Here is a 17,695-nt window from a genome sequence, read left to right as displayed (position 1 = left end):
TTAAACCTCCATTACAAGTAATTGCGGATCAGCCAGCAGCTGTTTAATGTAGTTCATGAAGTTTTGCGCTGTTGCGCCATCAATCAGACGGTGGTCAAAACTTAGGGAAAGTGCCATAACCGATGCAGCAACGATTTCGCCGTTCTTCACAACCGGTTTCTCGGAGATACGGCCTGTACCAAGAATAGCAACCTCAGGGAAGTTGATAACCGGCGTAAAGAACATACCGCCGGCGGATCCGATGTTCGTGATGCTGATCGTGCTGCCTCTTAGTTCGGACGCTGTCAGCTTACCGTCACGGCCGCGAGTAGCCAGATCCTTGATCGCATCTGCAACCATCCATACGTTCTTGCGGTCTGCATCCTGAATGACCGGAACGATCAAACCGTTATCTGTATCGGTAGCAATACCGATGTTGTAGTATTTCTTGTACACGATCTCTTGTTTCTCTTCGTCAAGCGTCGCGTTCATAATCGGGAACTGACGGCAAGCCGCAACGAGAGCTTTTACGATGAATGGCAGGTAAGTCAGCTTAACGCCTTTCTTCTCTGCGATCGGCTTCGCTTTCGTACGAAGCTCAACAAGTGCCGTTACATCCACTTCATCCATCAGTGTTACGTGAGGCGCAGTGTATACCGATTTAACCATGGCGTTCGCAATAACTTTGCGAATGCCTTTGAATGGTACGCGCTCTTCGGCACGGTCGCCGACAACGACAGCCGCTGCTGCAGCCGGTTTCGATTCCGCTGCTGCCGGTGCTTCTGCTGCTTGTGCCGCAGCCGGAGCTGCTTGCGCCGCCGTTCCGCCGCCCGCAGCGATTGCAGTTACATCATCACGCGTAATGCGGCCGTTCTTGCCAGAGCCTGCTACGCCGGCAAGCTCAACGCCTTGCTCGCGAGCGAATTTACGCACGCTTGGCGTCGCCAGAACCATACCGCCTGCTGCTGTAACGGGAGCCGGAGCTGCCGCTGGTGCAGCAGGTGCTGCTGCAGGAGCCGGAGCTGCTGCTGTTGTTGGGGCAGGTGCTGCTGCAGGAGCTTCTGCCGCCGGTGCCGGTGCATTGTGGCTATCGCCAGCCGGTGCAGCTTGCTCAGGCACATCGCCTTCCGCATCGATGATGGCAACAAGGTCGCCAACATGGCAAACCTGTCCGTCCTTTACGAGCACTTCAAGCACTTTACCATTTACAGGACAAGGAACTTCCACGATTGCCTTGTCATTCTGTACTTCCATGATGATATCTTCATCCGTAACCGTTGCGCCTGCCGTAATATGCATTTTGACGATTTCGCCTTCATGCAAGCCTTCGCCAAGCTCCGGGAAACGATACTCGAATTTTGCCACGTCCCGTGACCTCCTTCTCAGTCTTCACAACCTGCTCTATGGTGGGTTTATCTATTAGAAATTAAGCACTTGGTTTACTGCTTTGATAATGCGAGCAGGGCTTGGCAGCCAAGCGTCTTCCACTTGTGCGAACGGGTAAACCGTATCCGGACCCGCTACGCGAAGTACCGGCGCTTCCAGGTGAAGGATTGCGTTCTCGTTGATTTGAGCGATGATTTCCGCAGCCGCACCGGAAGTTTTCTGTGCTTCCTGTACAACGATTGCGCGGTTTGTTTTCTTGATCGAAGCAACGATCGTTTCGATATCAAGCGGAAGCAGTGTACGCAGGTCGATAACCTCTGCTTTCACGCCGCTCTTCTCAAGCTCTTCAGCAGCCTTAACAGCTGTGTGAACCATAAGACCGTAAGCGATGATCGTGACATCGGAACCTTCGCGAACAACATTCGCTTTACCGATTTCAACTGTGTATGCCTCTTCGGGCACATCTTGACGGAAAGCATGGTAAAGGTTCAAATGCTCCATGAAGAATACAGGGTCATTATCGCGAATAGCCGCAACGAGAAGACCTTTTGCATCATAAGGATTGGAAGGTACGATTACTTTGATACCCGGCGTTTGAATCGCCAAGCCTTCAAGGGAATCGGTGTGAAGCTCAGCTGCCTTTACGCCGCCGCCAAATGGCGTACGGAAAACGATTGGCGAGTTGTAGCGTCCGCCGGAACGGTAACGCATACGCGCTGCTTGGATAAACATTTGATCCATTGCTTCATAGATGAAACCGACGAATTGAATCTCAGCAACCGGGCGGAAGCCTTGAAGGCCCATCCCTACCGCCATACCGGCAATTGCAGATTCAGCAAGCGGTGTATCGAATACGCGATCTTCCCCGAATTCGCCTTGCAGTCCTTCTGTCGCACGGAAAACGCCGCCGACCTTACCAACGTCTTCACCGAAAATGTATACGTTCGGGTCATTCTTAAGCTCCACGCGCATTGCATCGCGGATCGCTTCTTTCATATTCATTTGAGCCATTGTCGCGAGTTCCTCCTTAGCTAACTTCGATAGTCATCCCATTTATTGGAAATCGGCTTTTTGCGCTTCCAGGTGAGCAGGTGTGTGCTCGAACATGGAATCAATCAGTCCGTTCACAGTCATTTTCTCTGTTGCTTCCGCTTTCTTGATGTGTTCGTTTACAGTCGCTTTCGCTTCCTCTTTCACGCGGGCTGTATCTTCATCGGACCACAGACCCTTCTTCTCCAGGAATTTTGCGAAACGAGTGATCGGATCTTTCAGGCTCCATTCGCCTTCTTCATCCTTCGTACGGTATTTCGTTGTATCATCCGCCATGGAATGCGGACGGAAACGGTAAGTCAGCATTTCGATAAGCGTTGCGCCTTCGCCGTTACGGCCGCGCTCTGCAGCATCGGATACCGCTTTAATAACTGCAAGCACGTCCATACCGTCGACTTGCACACCGCGGATACCGGCAGCGACTGCTTTGTGTGCAACCGACAATGCAGCCGTTTGCTTCGCGTATGGAGTAGTGATCGCATAACCGTTGTTTTGAACAACATAAATGACAGGCAGCTTGAATGCGCCGGCAAAGTTCATGCCTTCGTAGAAGTCGCCTTCAGAAGAACCGCCGTCACCTGTATAAGTGATAGCTACGCGCTTCTCGCCTTTTTTCTTGAATGCCATAGCAACGCCTGTAGCATGTAGAATTTGAGCGCCGATAATGATTTGCGGCATAAGAACATGAACGTCCGCAGGAATTTGACCGCCGTGCTGATGACCGCGGGAGTACAGGAATGCTTGATACAGCGGCAATCCATGCCATACGATTTGCGGCATGTCGCGGTAGCCCGGGCAGATGAAATCATCTTTGTTAAGTGCATATTCGCTTCCGATCATGGAAGCTTCTTGACCCGAAACAGGTGCGTAGAAGCCAAGACGACCTTGTCTTCCCAAGTTTACGGCACGCTCATCCCATGTGCGCGTGAAAACCATGCGATACATAATTTCTTTCAATTGCTCATCCGACAAATTCGGCATAAGCGCTTCGTTAACAATTTCCCCTTCAGGAGACAAAACGGAAAGTGGAGTTACCGGCTCCGTCTGAACTTCATAAGGCAGCTTGCTCATATTGTTCACCTCAGTTGAATATTTGAAAAAACGAGTATCCCTGTTATAGAATGATTATAAACCTGTTTAACCGAAATGGTCAAAGCATAAAGCACAATAAACCGTTGTATTTTGCAACATTTGATCTATTAGCCTGCTAAATTGTATATGTAACAGAACTATCGAACTACTAGTACAGAATAGTACAACAGGGCATATTACTAGCAAAAGCTGCATTTGTTTCCTCCCTTTTGTTTACCCACAACACGTCCAAACCATGCAAGGACAAAGGAGTTTTTATTCATGACCGATCCTCGTTATTTGAAAAGAACGATTGTAAAGGATGTCATTACCAGTCGATTGCTGCCCGAGGGCTCACGCGATCTAAGGGTATATTTACCACCCGGCTACAATGAACTGCTCAGCTATCCGGTCGTCTATTGCCAAGACGGCGAGCAATTTTTCAATTTCGGCCGCATTGCGACGATTGCCAATCAGCTCATTCTGGATGAAGGGATTGAGCCTTTCGTTATTGTTGGTGTTGATGTAGACATTAAGCTTCGTACGGCCGAATATGCACCCAATGGCGATCGGCATCACGGATATGTCGCTTTCTTCGGCGATGAACTCATTCCATATATCGAGTCCAAATATGCAGCAAGACAAGACGCCGACGCTCGCATTCTTGCAGGCGATTCCTTAGGCGGATCCGTCAGCTTTCACATTGCGCTCACCTACCCTGAATTGTTCCATCAAGTTATTTCCTTGTCAGGGGCGTTTTATCCCGCTTCGCGCGAGATTGCTAAGAGCTCTTCGGATCTAAGCAAACTGGTACTGTTCATGATCGTAGGCCTCCAAGAAACGGCATTTAAATCCGATAGCGGCGTATTTGATTTCGTTGCCATTAACCGTGAAATGAAAGCTATCCTGGAGTCTAAAGGGGCCACGACCCATTACAGCGAGCATGATGGCGATCATGTGTGGGGCTTCTGGCAGCAGCACATTCCGGATGCGCTTCGCACGTTCCTTCACCCTGAGGCCTAATAGGCGCATAATAAACAAAAAGACCGCATCCCAACTTCTCCATGGGAATGCGGTCTTTCTTTATTTTACAATTGATGTTCGCGACGAATTCGCTCCAGCAGATTCTCGCAGCCTTTCGATACAAGCCCATAGACCTCATCGAAATTGCCAGTGTAATACGGGTCCGGTACGTCATCGCTCGACTCATCGGGCAGCAAATCCATGAATTTGAACACTTTGGCATGCAGATCAGAACGGCTCCCGAAGAGCGCGTGCACATCTCGTTCATTGGCGCTGTCCATGCAGATGATATAGTCGAAGGTCTGATAGTCGTCGATAAGTACTTGTCTAGCTCGCATTCCCTCGTACGAAATCCCGTAACGCTCCAGCAGTCCGCGCGTTCCTTCATGCGGCGGCTTGCCGAGATGCCAATCTCCCGTTCCGGCGGAATCGACTTTGATCCGGTCCTCCAGCTCGCGCGCCTTCAGTTGATGCCTCAGCACCGCTTCTGCCATCGGCGACCGGCAAATATTTCCCAGACAAACAAATAATACGCTAATCATGATCCTTCTCCTTTTTCTTGCTCAATCTTGGCAGCTTCAGCGCGCTCTTTATCCGAATAGACCGACTGCGCGAGCGCGTACTTCAATGATCGCCTCGGCAGCCGCCAGTTGTAGTGAACGGATAACATTCTGAAGATAATGACGATAACAAATAAGATTAATAATTCCACCGGGGATTCGAAAAAACCCAAACCGATCGCCGCGCCTGCGGCAAGCGCCCAGACGGCATAGATTTCATCGCGCAGCACCAGCGGCTTACGGCCTGCAAGCACATCGCGAATCATCCCGCCGCCGATTCCGGTCAACATGGCTGCAACCATAACGGCGCTAAGCGGATACTTGCCCGTTGCGTACAGCGCCCCCTGAATCGCAAAAGCCGACAGCCCTATCGCATCGAAGAAAGCTTCGCTCTTCTTCCATCTGTTAATCCACTTGACCGGCATGATAAATGCAATGGTCATCGCGATTACCGCCGTCTTCAGCAGCATGCCCTGCGTCCATATCGTCGTAATCGGAACATTGATCAATAGGTTCCGGATTACTCCGCCTCCGAATGCAGTGACAAGTCCAAGCACATACACGCCCAAAATATCATACTCTTCTTCCATTGCAACAATCGCGCCGCTGACCGCAAACGCAATCGTTCCAATAATACTGAATACGGTGAAAATGTCCATGTCCATCTGTAGATTCATTGCTAGATGCCTCCGCGTGTCTCCGCTCAATATGATCCTTACTCATTTTAGCCGCGGCTCGTCGAATCTTCAAGCGTTACATTTTCCACTTCGAGAGCAATTCGACTGGTCAACGGCTCTGAAGGGAAGTATACTGGCGTAAAATGCTTCGGTTCTCAAATGGACACGAACGATTGCAAAGGCAGGACTACTTATGATTCCTAAGCGAATAGTCATTTTCACAGGCGGTCGATTGGGTCCGTGGGCGCTTGATTTCCTCACTCCTGACGATTTGCTGATCGGAGCAGATGCCGGCGCATTATTCCTTGTCGAGCACGGGCTGAAGCCGCATATCGCGCTGGGCGACTTCGATTCCGTTACCCCGGCTCAGCTGGCGTACATCCGCGAGAACAGCGGCGAAACCCATGATTACGATCCGATCGACAAGGATTATACGGACACGGAGTTGGCGTGGCGTCTTGCACTCTCTAAGAAACCGCAGCAAATCGTCATGCTTGGCGCTCTCGGAACCAGGTTCGACCATTCGCTCGCGAATGTGCATTTGCTCCGTATGGCGCAGCAGCAAGGAATTGCCGCTTCGATCGTAGATGAACACAACTGTATTCAGCTTACCACTGATCAAACGAAGTTATTTAACAGCAGCTACACTTACGTTTCCTTATTGCCGCTATCTGAAATTGTGACAGGGATTACGTTGACAGGATTTCAATATCCGCTTCAAGAAGCTTCGCTTGAAATCGGACAATCGCTCGGCATCAGTAACAAGCTTCTCCTTGAGGATGGTCAAATTACAATCAAGCAAGGGATGCTGCTCGTTATACAAAGCCGGGATTAAAGGTGACTCTGATGGAACGAATAGCCACCTTATCATGCCCTGTCGCGGTAATCAAGCTTTTGGCTCATCCGGCGGTAGGATGATGGATAGTCCGGGGACGTATTTTCGCCCCATCAGCTTGCGCGTTTTACGATTCTCCTTCGATTCGAACACGATATCCATATCGTAGCCCTCTTCCAATTCCGGGTACAGCTGCGTACTCGGAATGTAGAGCGACAGCCGTTTGCGGTTGAAGGTCATCTTGTTCTTCTGAACCTGCACAACCACATCGCCGCGTTCATTTGCCGGTTGGAATACGATTCCTGTCCGTTTGAGCGGATAAATCCAGACACAATCCCCGACTTGTAAAGGTTTCTTAGCTCCGGCTCCCTCCGTATTTGCGTCTTCCTCCTTGTGCTTTGCTTGAGCCTTTGTCTCTTCTTTGCTGCTTGCCCGCTTCAAATCATTGTCCCATCGCAATGCAGAGGTAGAATCAAACTCTCCGGCGTTCAATGTCTCCCGCTGTTGCGTAGAATTGGCGGATTTGGCTGCCACAACGCGCTCCTCCGCCCGCTTGATAACACTCTCCGGCAAGCCGAACCTCCTCGCAATCGCAAAAGCGTAGCTGTCCCCGGCTTCCCCGATTTCCAGCTTATAAATCGGCTGCAACGTATCGGCATCGAAAGCCATACGGGCATTCGTACAACCCTTCATGACGGAGGCAAATCGTTTAATCTCGTTAAAATGAGTCGTGGCCGCCACAAGCGAGCCGCGTTTCAGAAGCTCCTCCAACACGGCAATGGACAAGGCAATGCCTTCGCCGGGATCCGTTCCGGCTGCCAGCTCGTCAAGCAGAATCAGCGAACGAGCATTTGCTTTGCGAAGCATGTCGCTCAGACATTCCATGTGCGCAGAGAACGTGCTTAACGATTGCTCAATGCTTTGGCCATCACCGACATCTGCCATAATGGTCTGGAATAACCCCAGCTCCGTTCCGGCCTCAGCAGGAATAAGGAGTCCTGACTGCACCATCAGCGCGAATAAACCAATTGTCTTAAGCGCGACGGTTTTGCCGCCGGTATTAGGTCCCGTAATGATAAGCTGACGCCACTCGCCTCCAATTTCAATCGTAAGCGGTACTGCCTTGCCGCCTAACAGCGGATGTTTGGCTCCGATCAACTTCACGTAAGGCTTGTCGACAATGGCAGCTTTAATCCCGTTAAACGTACGCGATAGCTTCGCTCTGGCAAATATAAAATCAAAGGATGCCATTGCCTCCAAATTCCATCTCAACGCGGCACTCTGCTCTTCGGCCAGATCCGAAAGCTGCGATAGGATCAGCGTTCGTTCGCGTTCCTCTTCACTCTTCCATATTTGCCACTCCGCTTGCAGATCGGCCACATCGACCGGCTCAACGAACAAGGTTTGCCCGCTTGCCGACTCATCCCATACGGTGCCCGGTACCTGTCTGCGCAGGTCTCTCTTCACCGGAATAACATAATGTCCGTTCCGTTTGCTGACTAATTGATCCTGCAGCGCATTCTTGTATTTGCCTAACAGCTGACCCAGCTTGCGCTCGATTCGCTCTTCTGCGGCGGCGAGATGCCTGCGGATGTCCGCCAAAGCCGGAGACGCTTGATCGGTCAAGGCGCCATGCCGAATGCAGCGCTGCAATTCTTTCACGAGCTCCGGACAATCGTACATGGAATCGGCGTAGCTGCTGATTGTCGGCGCAGTCATTCGTTTGCTGTCCATATATCGTTTCATTTGTCCGATTGAGGTGAGCCAGACGGCCAAATTGCCGAGTTCCTGCTCGCTGTAGATTTTCCCTTTGCCCAGCAGTGCCATGAAGACCTCTATGCCTTCCATTGCGGAGATCGGGACGCTTGCGCCGGTTGCCAGCAGCGCCGCCGCCTCTTCCGTTTCGCCAAGCCATGCTTTCACTCGGCCGGGTTCTGCGCTTGGTTCATGCCGCTCGGCGAGCGCTCTTCCCGCTTCAGAAACGGTATAGGTGAGCAGCATCGCTTTAATCTTATCGAATTCCAATTTCGTCATTGACGCGTTATTCATGTGTGGTTACCCATCCTTTTCGGTGTTTGAATTTATACGCAAAAAAACAGGGACAGAACGCATACGCATCCCATCCCTGTTCATGGTTTTCTCGGTAAACTCTCTTTGATTCGTCGAAGAAACCTGCTTCCGGCAATCAGAATGCGGATTTCCCGTAGAACAAAAAAAAGCGTGCTCGAGAGAGCACGCGAATTTACCGTCCAGTAGGAGGCGGAAATTGTCATGTTCTTAACTCATTGGTTGCACGCTTCTGTGGGATACAACAATATAAACCTACTCCGATTAGAGAAAGTCCACTTGTATATCTGACAAAAGCCGTGCACCCGGCAGCGCTTCCGGCGCCGGGCAGTATCCAATTTAGAAGTTAAGAACCATAACCCGCATTAAAATTTCCCCTTACTGCTTAAAGTTAATTTTATAATAGCGTCAGCACGCGGCCTAAGTCAAGCGGCAATCGCCTAGACGATGGCCGTCAGTCCCGCATGCGCAAATGCGACATTCGCGGGCAACCCATAATCTCGCTGTAAATCAATATCATGCGACATATGCGTAAACAATGTTTTGACCGGTTTTAAATCTTCGATCAAGGCCAGTGCTTCCGTAACATCATAGACGGAACGCGTCTCGAACGGGTATGGCTCTTGATAGAAACTCGTCCCCAGTATGAGCAGATCCAGCTCTGCCAGCGGCACCAGCTCCTCGCCTTCAAGCGCAATGGAATCGGAGCAATAGGCGAATGCCTTACCGCGCTCGGCATGCGAGAACCGGAACGCGTACGCATAACCGTTCTTCCCATGGTTTACTTTCCACGTCTGCACAACCCAGCCCCCGAATTGAAGCGGCTCTGTAATCGGATGGAATTCAATGTGAGAAGAGAGCCATGGAAACCGAGTTAGAATATCGTTAATCACATCAGGCATAGCATAGGCTTTCCCTTTGCACCGGAGCCATCTGCATAGGTCTGCCCACTCCGGCAAACCTGCGATGTGATCGAAATGAGCATGCGTAATCAATATCGTATCGATCCGTTTGAGACCTGCAGCTTCCATCTGGCTGCGCCAATCCGGACCGCAATCAATCAACATCGTCCCAAACTCTTCGTCTGCGAGATGAACGAGTGAACGCATTCTGCGGTTCACGCCGCCCGATCTCGCCTCCTCACATACGCTGCAAGAGCAATAGACACGAGGAACGCCCATTGCATCTCCCGTTCCCCAGAAGGTGACTGTCGTCGCCAAGAATGTTTCCCCCACTCCCATTAGCGTTATGTACGCACTGCCTCTCTACAGTGGTTTCAGCGCAAGCTTGGATTGACCTTTCAAGCCTTCGACCATGGCATACCATTCATCCGGCTTATTAGGCAGAGCTGAATAATATTCCGTCAAGAACGCCACCACGAGCGAGGCATCCAGTTCAGTGCGGTTCTCGTCCTGAGGCAGGAAACACAGATCCAGGCCACCGACAGCCGCCCCATCTTCTTCCCAAGACGGGTGTACATAAGGGAAGTCGATCCGCATATAGCCGATATGCGACAGCACTTCACGACGAACAAACGGGTTCATCGGATAGACGCCGCCGAATTCATATTCTGCCAACGTTGGATTGTAAATTTCGGCAAACATGCCGATCGGATCGGTTCCGCTTTGCTGCGCCAACCGTTCCAAGTCACGCGAGCGGTTACGCATCAGAAACCGACCGACACCCAGCCCCGGACGACCGACAATCGTAAAATCCGTCATTGCGACTTGCATACCGGGATAATAGCGATATTCCGTTGTGCCGACAACCTCTCCTTCGTGCACCGCTACATAGACGTGAATGCTCGGATCCTCGAGAGGACCGGCCCATTTCTCGAATGCAAGCACTTCTTCCTTCGGGAAAATGGTTTTCATCAAGTCATGCATGCTCTTGAATAAGGGATTGTCGATCGATTGAATGCGTATGTAGTCCATGGGCTTATAACTTCCTCTCTATTCGTGTATAAATGGATTCTTCCACTCCATAATTGCGGCATAACCGCAGGATTCTTCATCCTCCAGATAATGCTGCGCAACGCCGACCGGCAGTCGCCCGCAGCGCATCAGGAACGAGATCACGGGATCATTGAACAAGCCCGTTGTAATCCCTTCTAAATATTCCGACGCCGAAACCGTATCCGAATACCGATGATAGCCCGGCATCCGGCCGCCGCCAAGCAGTCTCCGCAGCTGAAGATGCACCACAACCTCATACATGCTTTGCATAAGCCATTTACCGACGCCGGCTTTACGCATTTCGGGAATGACGCATAAATCCACGACATATAACGTTGTACCGTCAGGATCGTGATTGCGAATGTATCCGCTGTCCGTGACAGCCTCCCACGTATGTTCGCCCTCCAGCTGCGACTCGCTTACAAGAAGCCCCGTCATAGAGCCGATTAAACGGCCATCCATTTCCGCGCATAACGCACCTTCCGGAAACCGAGTAATATGCTCACGCAGCTGCGTTTCATTCCACCATAGCTCGGAAGGAAACGGAGGCGGAAAGGATTCGCGCTGAATGGCGATCATTCCCTCGATATCGGAGAACCCGTAATTGCGGATCACAATTTCGACCGGTTTGCCCGTATGGTAGACAATCAACTGTTTACGCATCGCTCACCCTCCCCTCCTCCGGTAATATATCGCACGCTTACGACCAGTCGCAGTATAAATCGGTGCGGCGGTCGCGCCAAGTCGTCACCGATCCGGCAGCACGCACATCATGAAGCAGCTGAACATTGAGATCAGCGACAACAAGCATATCATCATTAATGATGCCTTCTGTCATGATGCCGGCAGGAGGAAATGGAATGTCGTTTGGAGAAATAACCGCTGCTTGACCGTAATTAGCTCGCATAAAATCGACTTTGCGCAGCGACCCAACCGTTCCTGTCGTCACAATGTAGACTTGATTCTCGACAGCCCTTGCATGACAGCAGTAGCGAACTCGGTAGAACCCATGTCGATCATCGGTGCAGGAAGGACAGAAAATAATGTCCGCCCCTTTCGCCCGGGCCATCCGGACCACTTCCGGAAATTCGATATCGTAACAAGTAAGCATCGCGATTGTGCCATGCTCGGTATCAAATACGCGCAAGGATTCGCCATGCGACATATTCCATTCCTCGCGTTCGGTTGGCGTCATATGCAGCTTAGCCTGCTGCTCCACACGGCCGTTCGGGTAGAACAGATGCGCAGCATTGTTCAGCATGCCGCCTCCGGCATCGATGACATGCGTGCCGCCAACGATGTGCACTTGATATTCCGCTGCAAGTGATTGAAATAGTTCGATATAGCGTTCCGTAAAGTCAGGCAGTCTTTCAATCGACAATGGTCGTCCCTCATCGTCCCCGATGGAGAGCAATTGCGTCGTGAAAAACTCCGGAAACAAAATAAATTGAACGCCATATTCAGATGCATTCCGAACATAGTGCCGAATTTGATCGGCAAATTGCTCGAAGCGCTCGATATCTGCCAGCTTGTACTGGACAGCGCAGACACGTAAACTCCCCATAGTTCTCCCCGCCTTTGTAAGCTTTGAAAAATAATTATTTGCGCAATGGCAGCGCAATCGAAATGGTCGTGCCTTGTTCAGGCTTGCTGAATACGTCGATTTGACCTTCATGCAAATCCACAATCCGTTTGGCGATGGACAACCCTAGTCCGGCACCGCCGGTAGATCGGCTTCTGGCGCTGTCTACGCGGTAGAAACGCTCGAACAAATGCGGAATTTCGTCCTCGGGAATGCCCATTCCTTTGTCCGAGACCGATATCCGGATAACGCCTTTATTCGCCCCAAGGGTAACATCAATTGGATCCTTGCTGTATTTGATTGCATTGTCAATGAGGATGACAAGCAGCTGCCTGATTTTATCCTTATCTCCGATCATGCGAACATCTTGTTTGCCGGTATGTACGCGAATCATGCGTTGGAAGGTCATATGGAGCATATCCGCGGTTTCATCCGTCAGCTGCACGAGATTGAAGTTTTCCAAATTGAGCCAATCTTCCTGCTCGGCTTGCGCCAGCTGAAGCATCGATTTGGTCAAGTTCTGCAATCGCTGCGATTCCTTGCTGATCGCTTCAATCGCTTCATCACGAATGTTGACGTCATCGCGTCCCCATCTTTTCAACATGCCCGCATAGCTGGTAATAACCGTTACCGGTGTTCTTAACTCATGCGAGGCATCGGCAACGAACTGCTTCTGCCGCTCGAACGTACGATCCAGCCGGTCGATCATCTGATTAAAGGCGCGCGCAAGCTGAAGCAGCTCAGCGGATTGATCGCGCTGAGCGAGCTCGATCTGTCGCAGCTTCCCGCTGCGGTCAATCTCCCTCATCGTCTGCACCATGTGCTGAATCGGCGATGTTAATCTCGAAGTAAACCAATAGGTACCGAAGATGGCGAACAAGATCGCTCCGATGCTGGTAATGGTCAACGCAATGACCAGAACCTGTAAGTAGCTGTCCAGCAGCGTCAGCTTACGGTACAGCTCAAGCGTTCCGATCACCTGGCCGTCATGGAAGAGCGGCACCTTCATGTACAGCACTCGGCGGCCTTCCAGAAAGAACATCCCCGTATCATGCTGACTCGAAAATTCCGACTTTAGCGCAAGCAGCTCGGAGTCAGAGCCCTGCGAGTTCACGGTTCTGCCGCCTCGATCAACGATGCGTATGAGCTCGCTGATGTTATAGAAATCCCGCAGCAGCTCCCCATTGGATAGCTGCGTAGGGTCGACGATCCGGGGGTCTTCCAGCAGGATATTGACTTTATTCGTCAGCAGCTGATCCTCACTGCGTATCGTGATTTTAATCACAAATAAATAAACGAAAATGTTAAACAGGATCAGTATAAATATAAGCCAAAAAATCGTAAAAAACGTAAATCGTCTGCGCAGCGTCATGCATCCGGCTCCTTGAGCATATAGCCGACGCCACGAACCGTGTGGATGAGCTTATGCCTGTACCCTTTATCGATTTTCTGGCGCAAATAACGGATGTATACATCCACTAAATTCGTCTCGCCAATGAAGTCGTAACCCCATACTTCGGACAAAATATCCTCTCGCGACTTCTCTTCATTCCGATGCTCCGCCAAATAAACAAGCAGCTCGAATTCACGCGGGGTGAGCTCGATCGCCAGATCCTTGCGGAAGACTTTGCGAGTGCGCAGCTCGATCGAGAGATCGGCGGCCTTCAGCACATCCGGACTCTCCGTCTCCTTCGGCTGCTGCTGGAAGATCCGCAGCAAATTCCGAACTCGCGCAAGCAGCTCTTCCATCGCGAACGGTTTGGTAATATAGTCATTGGCGCCATGCTCGAAACCGCTTACCTTGTCCGGAATCGTGTCACGTGCCGTTAATAGAATAATTGGGATTTGATTGCCGGATTGCCGCAGTCTGCGCAGCACTTCAATTCCATTTAGTTCAGGAAGCATCACGTCGAGCAGGAGCATATCCCATTCGCCGTTGTTGGCTTGTTCAAGTCCGCTCCTGCCGTCTGCGGCACGACCGACCGAATACCCTTCATGCTCTAGCTCAAGCTGAAGAACCCGTGCAATGCCGTCCTCATCTTCGATGACAAGAATGCGTTCGTTCATTCTCGCTGTACACCCACTTTGTTATAGACTTAAACGGACTAGCCCGTTCCCACTATCATAAAGAAGCAAAAGCGCCTTTGCAAGCAGCAAAGCCGCCAATCCTAAGCTTGGCGGCTCTGTTCTCTACCTATTTAGCTCATTGCGTGCTGCATCGACCATTGTTCGACATCCCATACCTTCGTTACCCAGTCCTCGTAGAAATCAGGTTCGTGGGAAACCAGGATTATGGTCCCTTTGTAGGACGCCAGCGCGCGTTTGAGTTCTGCTTTCGCGTGAATATCCAAATGGTTGGTCGGCTCATCGAACGCGACCCAATTGCTCTCGCGCATAAGCAGCTTACACAGACGAACCTTCGCCTGCTCACCGCCGCTGAGCTGGTTCAGCGCGCGCGTGATATGCTCGTTCTTCAAGCCGCAGCGTGCCAAAGCCGCGCGTACTTCATGCTGATTCATGCTGGAAAACTCGTTCCACACATCATCCAGCGGCGTTAAATTCGGCGCTTTCACCTCTTGCTCGAAATACGCAGGGAACAAATAATCGCCGCGGTAGATCGTGCCGTCAAGCGCATCGATTTTGCCCAGAATCGTCTTCAGCAGGGTCGATTTACCTACGCCGTTACAGCCGACAATCGCAATCTTGTCTCCCCGCTCCACTAGCATGTTCATTGGCGGAAGCAGCGGTTTGGTGCCGTATCCGATCGTCAGTCCCGTCGCTTCGAAGACGGTTTTGCCGCTTGTGCGTGCTTCTTTGAACACAAAGGTAGGCTTCGCAGCTTCCTCCGGCTTCTCAATCCGCTCAATCCGGTCAAGCTGCTTCTCACGGCTTTTTGCCCTGCCGCTGGTCGAAGCACGTGCTTTATTCTTCTGAATAAACTCTTCCTGCTTCTTGATGTATTCCTTCTGCTTCTCATAAGCATCGATATGCTGCGCCTTGTTCATGTCCGCCATCGTCAAGAATTTCTCGTAATTAGCGGCATAACGAGTGAGCTTCGTGAACTCTAAATGATAAATCACGTTCACGACCTCGTTCATAAAGCCCGTATCATGGGAAATAAGAATAAAGGCGTATGGATAGTTCTTCAAGTAGTGCGTCAGCCATGCAATATGCTCTTCGTCCAAATAGTTCGTCGGCTCATCGAGCAGCAGCACCATCGGCTTCTCCAGCAGCAGCTTAGCAAGCAGTACCTTCGTACGCTGTCCGCCGCTTAGCGATGCGACATCCCGATCGAGACCAATGACGCTCAAACCGAGTCCGTTCGCCATCTCGTCGACCTTCACATCAAGCAAATAGAAGTCGCCGATTTCAAGTTCCTCTTGAATTTCGCCCATTCGAACCAGCAGCACCTCAAGCTGATCGGGATCGGCATCTGCCATTTGGCCCGCGATATCATTGAGCTCCCGCTCCAGTTCCAGCAGGGGAAGAAACGCGTCTTTCAGCACATCGCGAATCGTCTTGCCGGGAACAAGCTTCGTATGCTGGTCCAAATATCCGTATCTGACGCGAGGCGTCCACTCAACCTTCCCGCTGTCCTTTAACAATTTACCGGTTAAAATATTCATCATCGTCGACTTGCCCGTACCGTTCGCGCCGACCAGGCCGACACGTTCGCCGGCGAGCAGCCGGAAGGATACATTTTTGAATAACGTGCGATCTCCGAAACTATGGGATAATTCCTCTATCGTCAATAAACTCATGTTCAAGCTCGCTTTCCAATGATAATTAAGCGCCTTAATTGCTGCGCTCGCAACTCATTGTATCACAGGATGTGCCGGAATGTGCCGGGATACCCCAACTATTTCTTGCAAAATAGGCTGAAAGGCACGTTCCAGCAGGCTTAGCCAATTTTTGTGGGACGTGGCCCACTTGCCTGACCAGAGCAAATCGGCCAGTTGATCCGCCGGCAGCAGAGGAACGGAACACATCGGTTTCTCCGGAATGGCGGCCAACCATTCGCTGCGATTGCGAAATGGCATATCTTTGTTAGCCACCCAATAGGTGCTGAGACGAGCCTTCGAACGTTCGAAGCAAATGCGTTCCGCCGCTTGTAGTCGCTGCGGTGTCCATTTAGAAGGGGACGGATCAACAACGAAAATCAAAGCATCGCATGCCGTCAGTGCCAACGTTAATTCATTGGTCGTGAGCCATTTGCCGGAGATATCGGTTAGAACGACAGGCGAATCTGCTGTTTCTGACAGCAGCCGATATTTAAGCGTTGGCTCAGCAGCTGCAGATAGGCGCCTATCCGCCTCCAGTGCATGCCATTTAATATGTTTAGACGGCGAATGAAACGTTCGATATTGGCCTTGCCACGTTTGTTGAGTTGCCGATCGAAGCCGTCGCTGGGCTTCCGGTGTGTATAACAAGGCATGCCATTCCGGTTCAAGCTCCGGATGCTCAATCGCTGTACATGAGATGCCTTGTCGCTCGAGTAAATGTGCCAGCGTGATGGTTGTGAAGGTCGCGCCTGCGCCGGGTGACAGCGACGCGATCATGATGGTTTGGCTGCGATTGTTCCGGAGTTGCTCAGTTTGACCGATCCTGCGGTGCGATGCGGCGGGATTGTCGCCTAAGCAGTCTACAAGCGCATGCTTAGCCTCCATCATGGAGCTGTATCTGCACACTGGGTTTGGATCGAGCATGCGGTATAATACTTCGGACATCTTGATGGGTACATGGCTCGGTAAACCAGTACGTCTCGATGTACCGGTTCCCTCATTCGTCCTGTACCGCTTGCCTCCGCTAAGCAAGTAGTAAAGCAAAGCTCCTAAGCCAAATACATCCGTACGCGCGTCGCTCTGGCATTCCCCTCCTTGTTCCGGAGCTGAGAAGCCCGGCGTTCCAAGCATAACCGTATCTTGAGCTTGGCCCGGCTTATACTCTCTGGCGATCCCGAAATCAATTAATCGCACAAAACCGCCGCAGTCCATCATCACGTTCGTCGGCTTTAAGTCCCGATGAATAATCGGCGGATGCTGGCTGTGCAAATAGTGCAAGGCGTCGCACAGCTGGCTTCCGATTGCCACGATGTCTGGGGGACGAATCACGCCGCCTTGAGATGTCAGGTATGCTTGAAGCGTAATCCCATCGATGTAATCCATAACGACAACTTCACAGCCCAGCTCCTCGACGAGTGGGAAATAATCCACAATAAGAGGCAAATGGGGATGATTCAAACGCATCAGCAGTGCCGCCTCTTCTGCCCCATCTACCCCTTCGAGCTTGTGGATTGAGGCGATCTTGAGTGCACGAAGTTTCCCATGCAAGCGCAGATCCTCGGCCGCATAAACCTCACCCATGCCGCCTCTGCCAATTAATCCGGCAATGCGATATCGACCTCCGATCATAAAGCCATCTTTAAGCAGCTCTTGTTTCTCGTTTGCTGTGCTCATCCACTAGCCTCCCTAAGGCAAAATGCAAAAAAGCATCCCGAATGCACAGACATT

16 protein-coding genes are annotated in these 17,695 nt (G+C 51.2%); 2 read left to right on the top strand and 14 right to left on the bottom strand.

The genetic code is table 11. The features are described from left to right. The 3 genes from BM412_RS07390 to pdhA are packed head-to-tail and all read right to left on the bottom strand — an operon-like array spanning position 1 to position 3,486. A complete protein-coding gene (locus BM412_RS07390) occupies positions 1-1,344 on the bottom strand; it encodes a dihydrolipoamide acetyltransferase family protein (RefSeq protein ID WP_091215766.1) in 1,344 nt (447 codons plus the stop codon). 54 nt (positions 1,345-1,398) lie between these two features. Then, positions 1,399-2,376, bottom strand: coding sequence for an alpha-ketoacid dehydrogenase subunit beta (locus BM412_RS07385; RefSeq protein WP_090985403.1), 978 nt, complete (start codon positions 2,374-2,376; stop codon positions 1,399-1,401). Between the two features lie 42 nt (positions 2,377-2,418). Continuing rightward, positions 2,419-3,486 carry a pyruvate dehydrogenase (acetyl-transferring) E1 component subunit alpha gene (pdhA, locus tag BM412_RS07380; protein ID WP_091215764.1) on the bottom strand — a complete coding sequence of 356 codons (1,068 nt, stop codon included), beginning with the start codon at positions 3,484-3,486 and terminating at the stop codon, positions 2,419-2,421. Between the two features lie 282 nt (positions 3,487-3,768). On the opposite strand from pdhA, the gene BM412_RS07375 reads away from it, so the two are divergent. Then, positions 3,769-4,509, top strand: coding sequence for an alpha/beta hydrolase (locus BM412_RS07375; protein WP_091215762.1), 741 nt, complete (start codon positions 3,769-3,771; stop codon positions 4,507-4,509). A 65-nt stretch (positions 4,510-4,574) separates the two neighbouring features. On the opposite strand, the gene BM412_RS07370 is transcribed toward BM412_RS07375, so the two are convergent. Both BM412_RS07370 and BM412_RS07365 read right to left on the bottom strand, forming a co-directional pair. Then, a complete protein-coding gene (locus BM412_RS07370) occupies positions 4,575-5,051 on the bottom strand; it encodes a low molecular weight protein-tyrosine-phosphatase (RefSeq protein WP_091215760.1) in 477 nt (158 codons plus the stop codon). Continuing rightward, positions 5,048-5,728, bottom strand: a complete 681-nt coding sequence (locus tag BM412_RS07365; protein WP_177245876.1) for a trimeric intracellular cation channel family protein — start codon at positions 5,726-5,728, stop codon at positions 5,048-5,050. Before BM412_RS07365 ends, BM412_RS07370 begins: the two co-directional genes overlap by 4 nt. A gap of 211 nt (positions 5,729-5,939) precedes the next feature. On the opposite strand from BM412_RS07365, the gene BM412_RS07360 reads away from it, so the two are divergent. Next, the gene (locus BM412_RS07360; RefSeq protein WP_091215755.1) at positions 5,940-6,581 is read left to right on the top strand and encodes a thiamine diphosphokinase; all 642 of its coding nucleotides are present in this window, start codon (positions 5,940-5,942) and stop codon (positions 6,579-6,581) included. A 51-nt stretch (positions 6,582-6,632) separates the two neighbouring features. Here BM412_RS07360 and BM412_RS07355 read toward each other — a convergent pair whose 3' ends face one another. The 9 genes from BM412_RS07355 to BM412_RS07315 all read right to left on the bottom strand — a co-directional run bounded on the left by BM412_RS07355 (position 6,633) and on the right by BM412_RS07315 (position 17,641). Then, positions 6,633-8,630 carry an endonuclease MutS2 gene (locus BM412_RS07355; RefSeq protein ID WP_091215754.1) on the bottom strand — a complete coding sequence of 666 codons (1,998 nt, stop codon included), beginning with the start codon at positions 8,628-8,630 and terminating at the stop codon, positions 6,633-6,635. 458 nt (positions 8,631-9,088) lie between these two features. Next, positions 9,089-9,868 (bottom strand): MBL fold metallo-hydrolase, encoded by a 780-nt coding sequence (locus BM412_RS07350; RefSeq protein WP_371264730.1) that lies wholly within the window; start codon positions 9,866-9,868, stop codon positions 9,089-9,091. A gap of 45 nt (positions 9,869-9,913) precedes the next feature. Then, a complete protein-coding gene (locus BM412_RS07345; RefSeq protein ID WP_091215751.1) occupies positions 9,914-10,582 on the bottom strand; it encodes a GNAT family N-acetyltransferase in 669 nt (222 codons plus the stop codon). An 18-nt stretch (positions 10,583-10,600) separates the two neighbouring features. Beyond that, the gene (locus BM412_RS07340) at positions 10,601-11,266 is read right to left on the bottom strand and encodes a GNAT family N-acetyltransferase (protein WP_091215747.1); all 666 of its coding nucleotides are present in this window, start codon (positions 11,264-11,266) and stop codon (positions 10,601-10,603) included. 37 nt (positions 11,267-11,303) lie between these two features. Further along, a complete protein-coding gene (locus BM412_RS07335) occupies positions 11,304-12,167 on the bottom strand; it encodes a carbon-nitrogen hydrolase family protein (protein ID WP_091215745.1) in 864 nt (287 codons plus the stop codon). 34 nt (positions 12,168-12,201) lie between these two features. Beyond that, positions 12,202-13,557 carry a HAMP domain-containing sensor histidine kinase gene (locus BM412_RS07330; protein ID WP_091215742.1) on the bottom strand — a complete coding sequence of 452 codons (1,356 nt, stop codon included), beginning with the start codon at positions 13,555-13,557 and terminating at the stop codon, positions 12,202-12,204. Further along, entirely contained in the window at positions 13,554-14,252 is a 699-nt protein-coding gene (locus tag BM412_RS07325; RefSeq protein ID WP_091215739.1) for a response regulator transcription factor, read from the bottom strand. The genes BM412_RS07330 and BM412_RS07325 overlap by 4 nt, the downstream gene beginning before the upstream one ends. Positions 14,253-14,383: 131 nt before the next feature. Continuing rightward, positions 14,384-15,946, bottom strand: coding sequence for an ABC-F family ATP-binding cassette domain-containing protein (locus BM412_RS07320; RefSeq protein WP_091215736.1), 1,563 nt, complete (start codon positions 15,944-15,946; stop codon positions 14,384-14,386). 54 nt (positions 15,947-16,000) lie between these two features. Next, a complete protein-coding gene (locus tag BM412_RS07315; protein WP_091215734.1) occupies positions 16,001-17,641 on the bottom strand; it encodes a serine/threonine protein kinase in 1,641 nt (546 codons plus the stop codon). Positions 17,642-17,695: the final 54 nt, after the last annotated feature.

The sequence above is a fragment of the Paenibacillus sp. BC26 genome (assembly GCF_900116125.1).
Taxonomy (GTDB): domain Bacteria; phylum Bacillota; class Bacilli; order Paenibacillales; family Paenibacillaceae; genus Paenibacillus_Z; species Paenibacillus_Z lignilyticus.
This window is presented reverse-complemented; position numbering and strand designations above follow the sequence as displayed.

Excerpts from the sequence above, each read along its gene's own strand:
- BM412_RS07385 (WP_090985403.1), bottom strand. The coding sequence starts at position 2,376 with ATGGCTCAAATGAATATGAAAGAAGCGATCCGCGATGCAATGCGCGTG.
- pdhA (WP_091215764.1), bottom strand. The coding sequence starts at position 3,486 with ATGAGCAAGCTGCCTTATGAAGTTCAGACGGAGCCGGTAACTCCACTT.
- BM412_RS07375 (WP_091215762.1), top strand. The coding sequence starts at position 3,769 with ATGACCGATCCTCGTTATTTGAAAAGAACGATTGTAAAGGATGTCATT.
- BM412_RS07370 (WP_091215760.1), bottom strand. The coding sequence starts at position 5,051 with ATGATTAGCGTATTATTTGTTTGTCTGGGAAATATTTGCCGGTCGCCG.
- BM412_RS07365 (WP_177245876.1), bottom strand. The coding sequence starts at position 5,728 with ATGGACATTTTCACCGTATTCAGTATTATTGGAACGATTGCGTTTGCG.
- BM412_RS07360 (WP_091215755.1), top strand. The coding sequence starts at position 5,940 with ATGATTCCTAAGCGAATAGTCATTTTCACAGGCGGTCGATTGGGTCCG.
- BM412_RS07355 (WP_091215754.1), bottom strand. The coding sequence starts at position 8,630 with ATGAATAACGCGTCAATGACGAAATTGGAATTCGATAAGATTAAAGCG.
- BM412_RS07345 (WP_091215751.1), bottom strand. The coding sequence starts at position 10,582 with ATGGACTACATACGCATTCAATCGATCGACAATCCCTTATTCAAGAGC.
- BM412_RS07340 (WP_091215747.1), bottom strand. The coding sequence starts at position 11,266 with ATGCGTAAACAGTTGATTGTCTACCATACGGGCAAACCGGTCGAAATT.
- BM412_RS07335 (WP_091215745.1), bottom strand. The coding sequence starts at position 12,167 with ATGGGGAGTTTACGTGTCTGCGCTGTCCAGTACAAGCTGGCAGATATC.
- BM412_RS07330 (WP_091215742.1), bottom strand. The coding sequence starts at position 13,557 with ATGACGCTGCGCAGACGATTTACGTTTTTTACGATTTTTTGGCTTATA.
- BM412_RS07325 (WP_091215739.1), bottom strand. The coding sequence starts at position 14,252 with ATGAACGAACGCATTCTTGTCATCGAAGATGAGGACGGCATTGCACGG.
- BM412_RS07320 (WP_091215736.1), bottom strand. The coding sequence starts at position 15,946 with ATGAGTTTATTGACGATAGAGGAATTATCCCATAGTTTCGGAGATCGC.
- BM412_RS07315 (WP_091215734.1), bottom strand. The coding sequence starts at position 17,641 with ATGAGCACAGCAAACGAGAAACAAGAGCTGCTTAAAGATGGCTTTATG.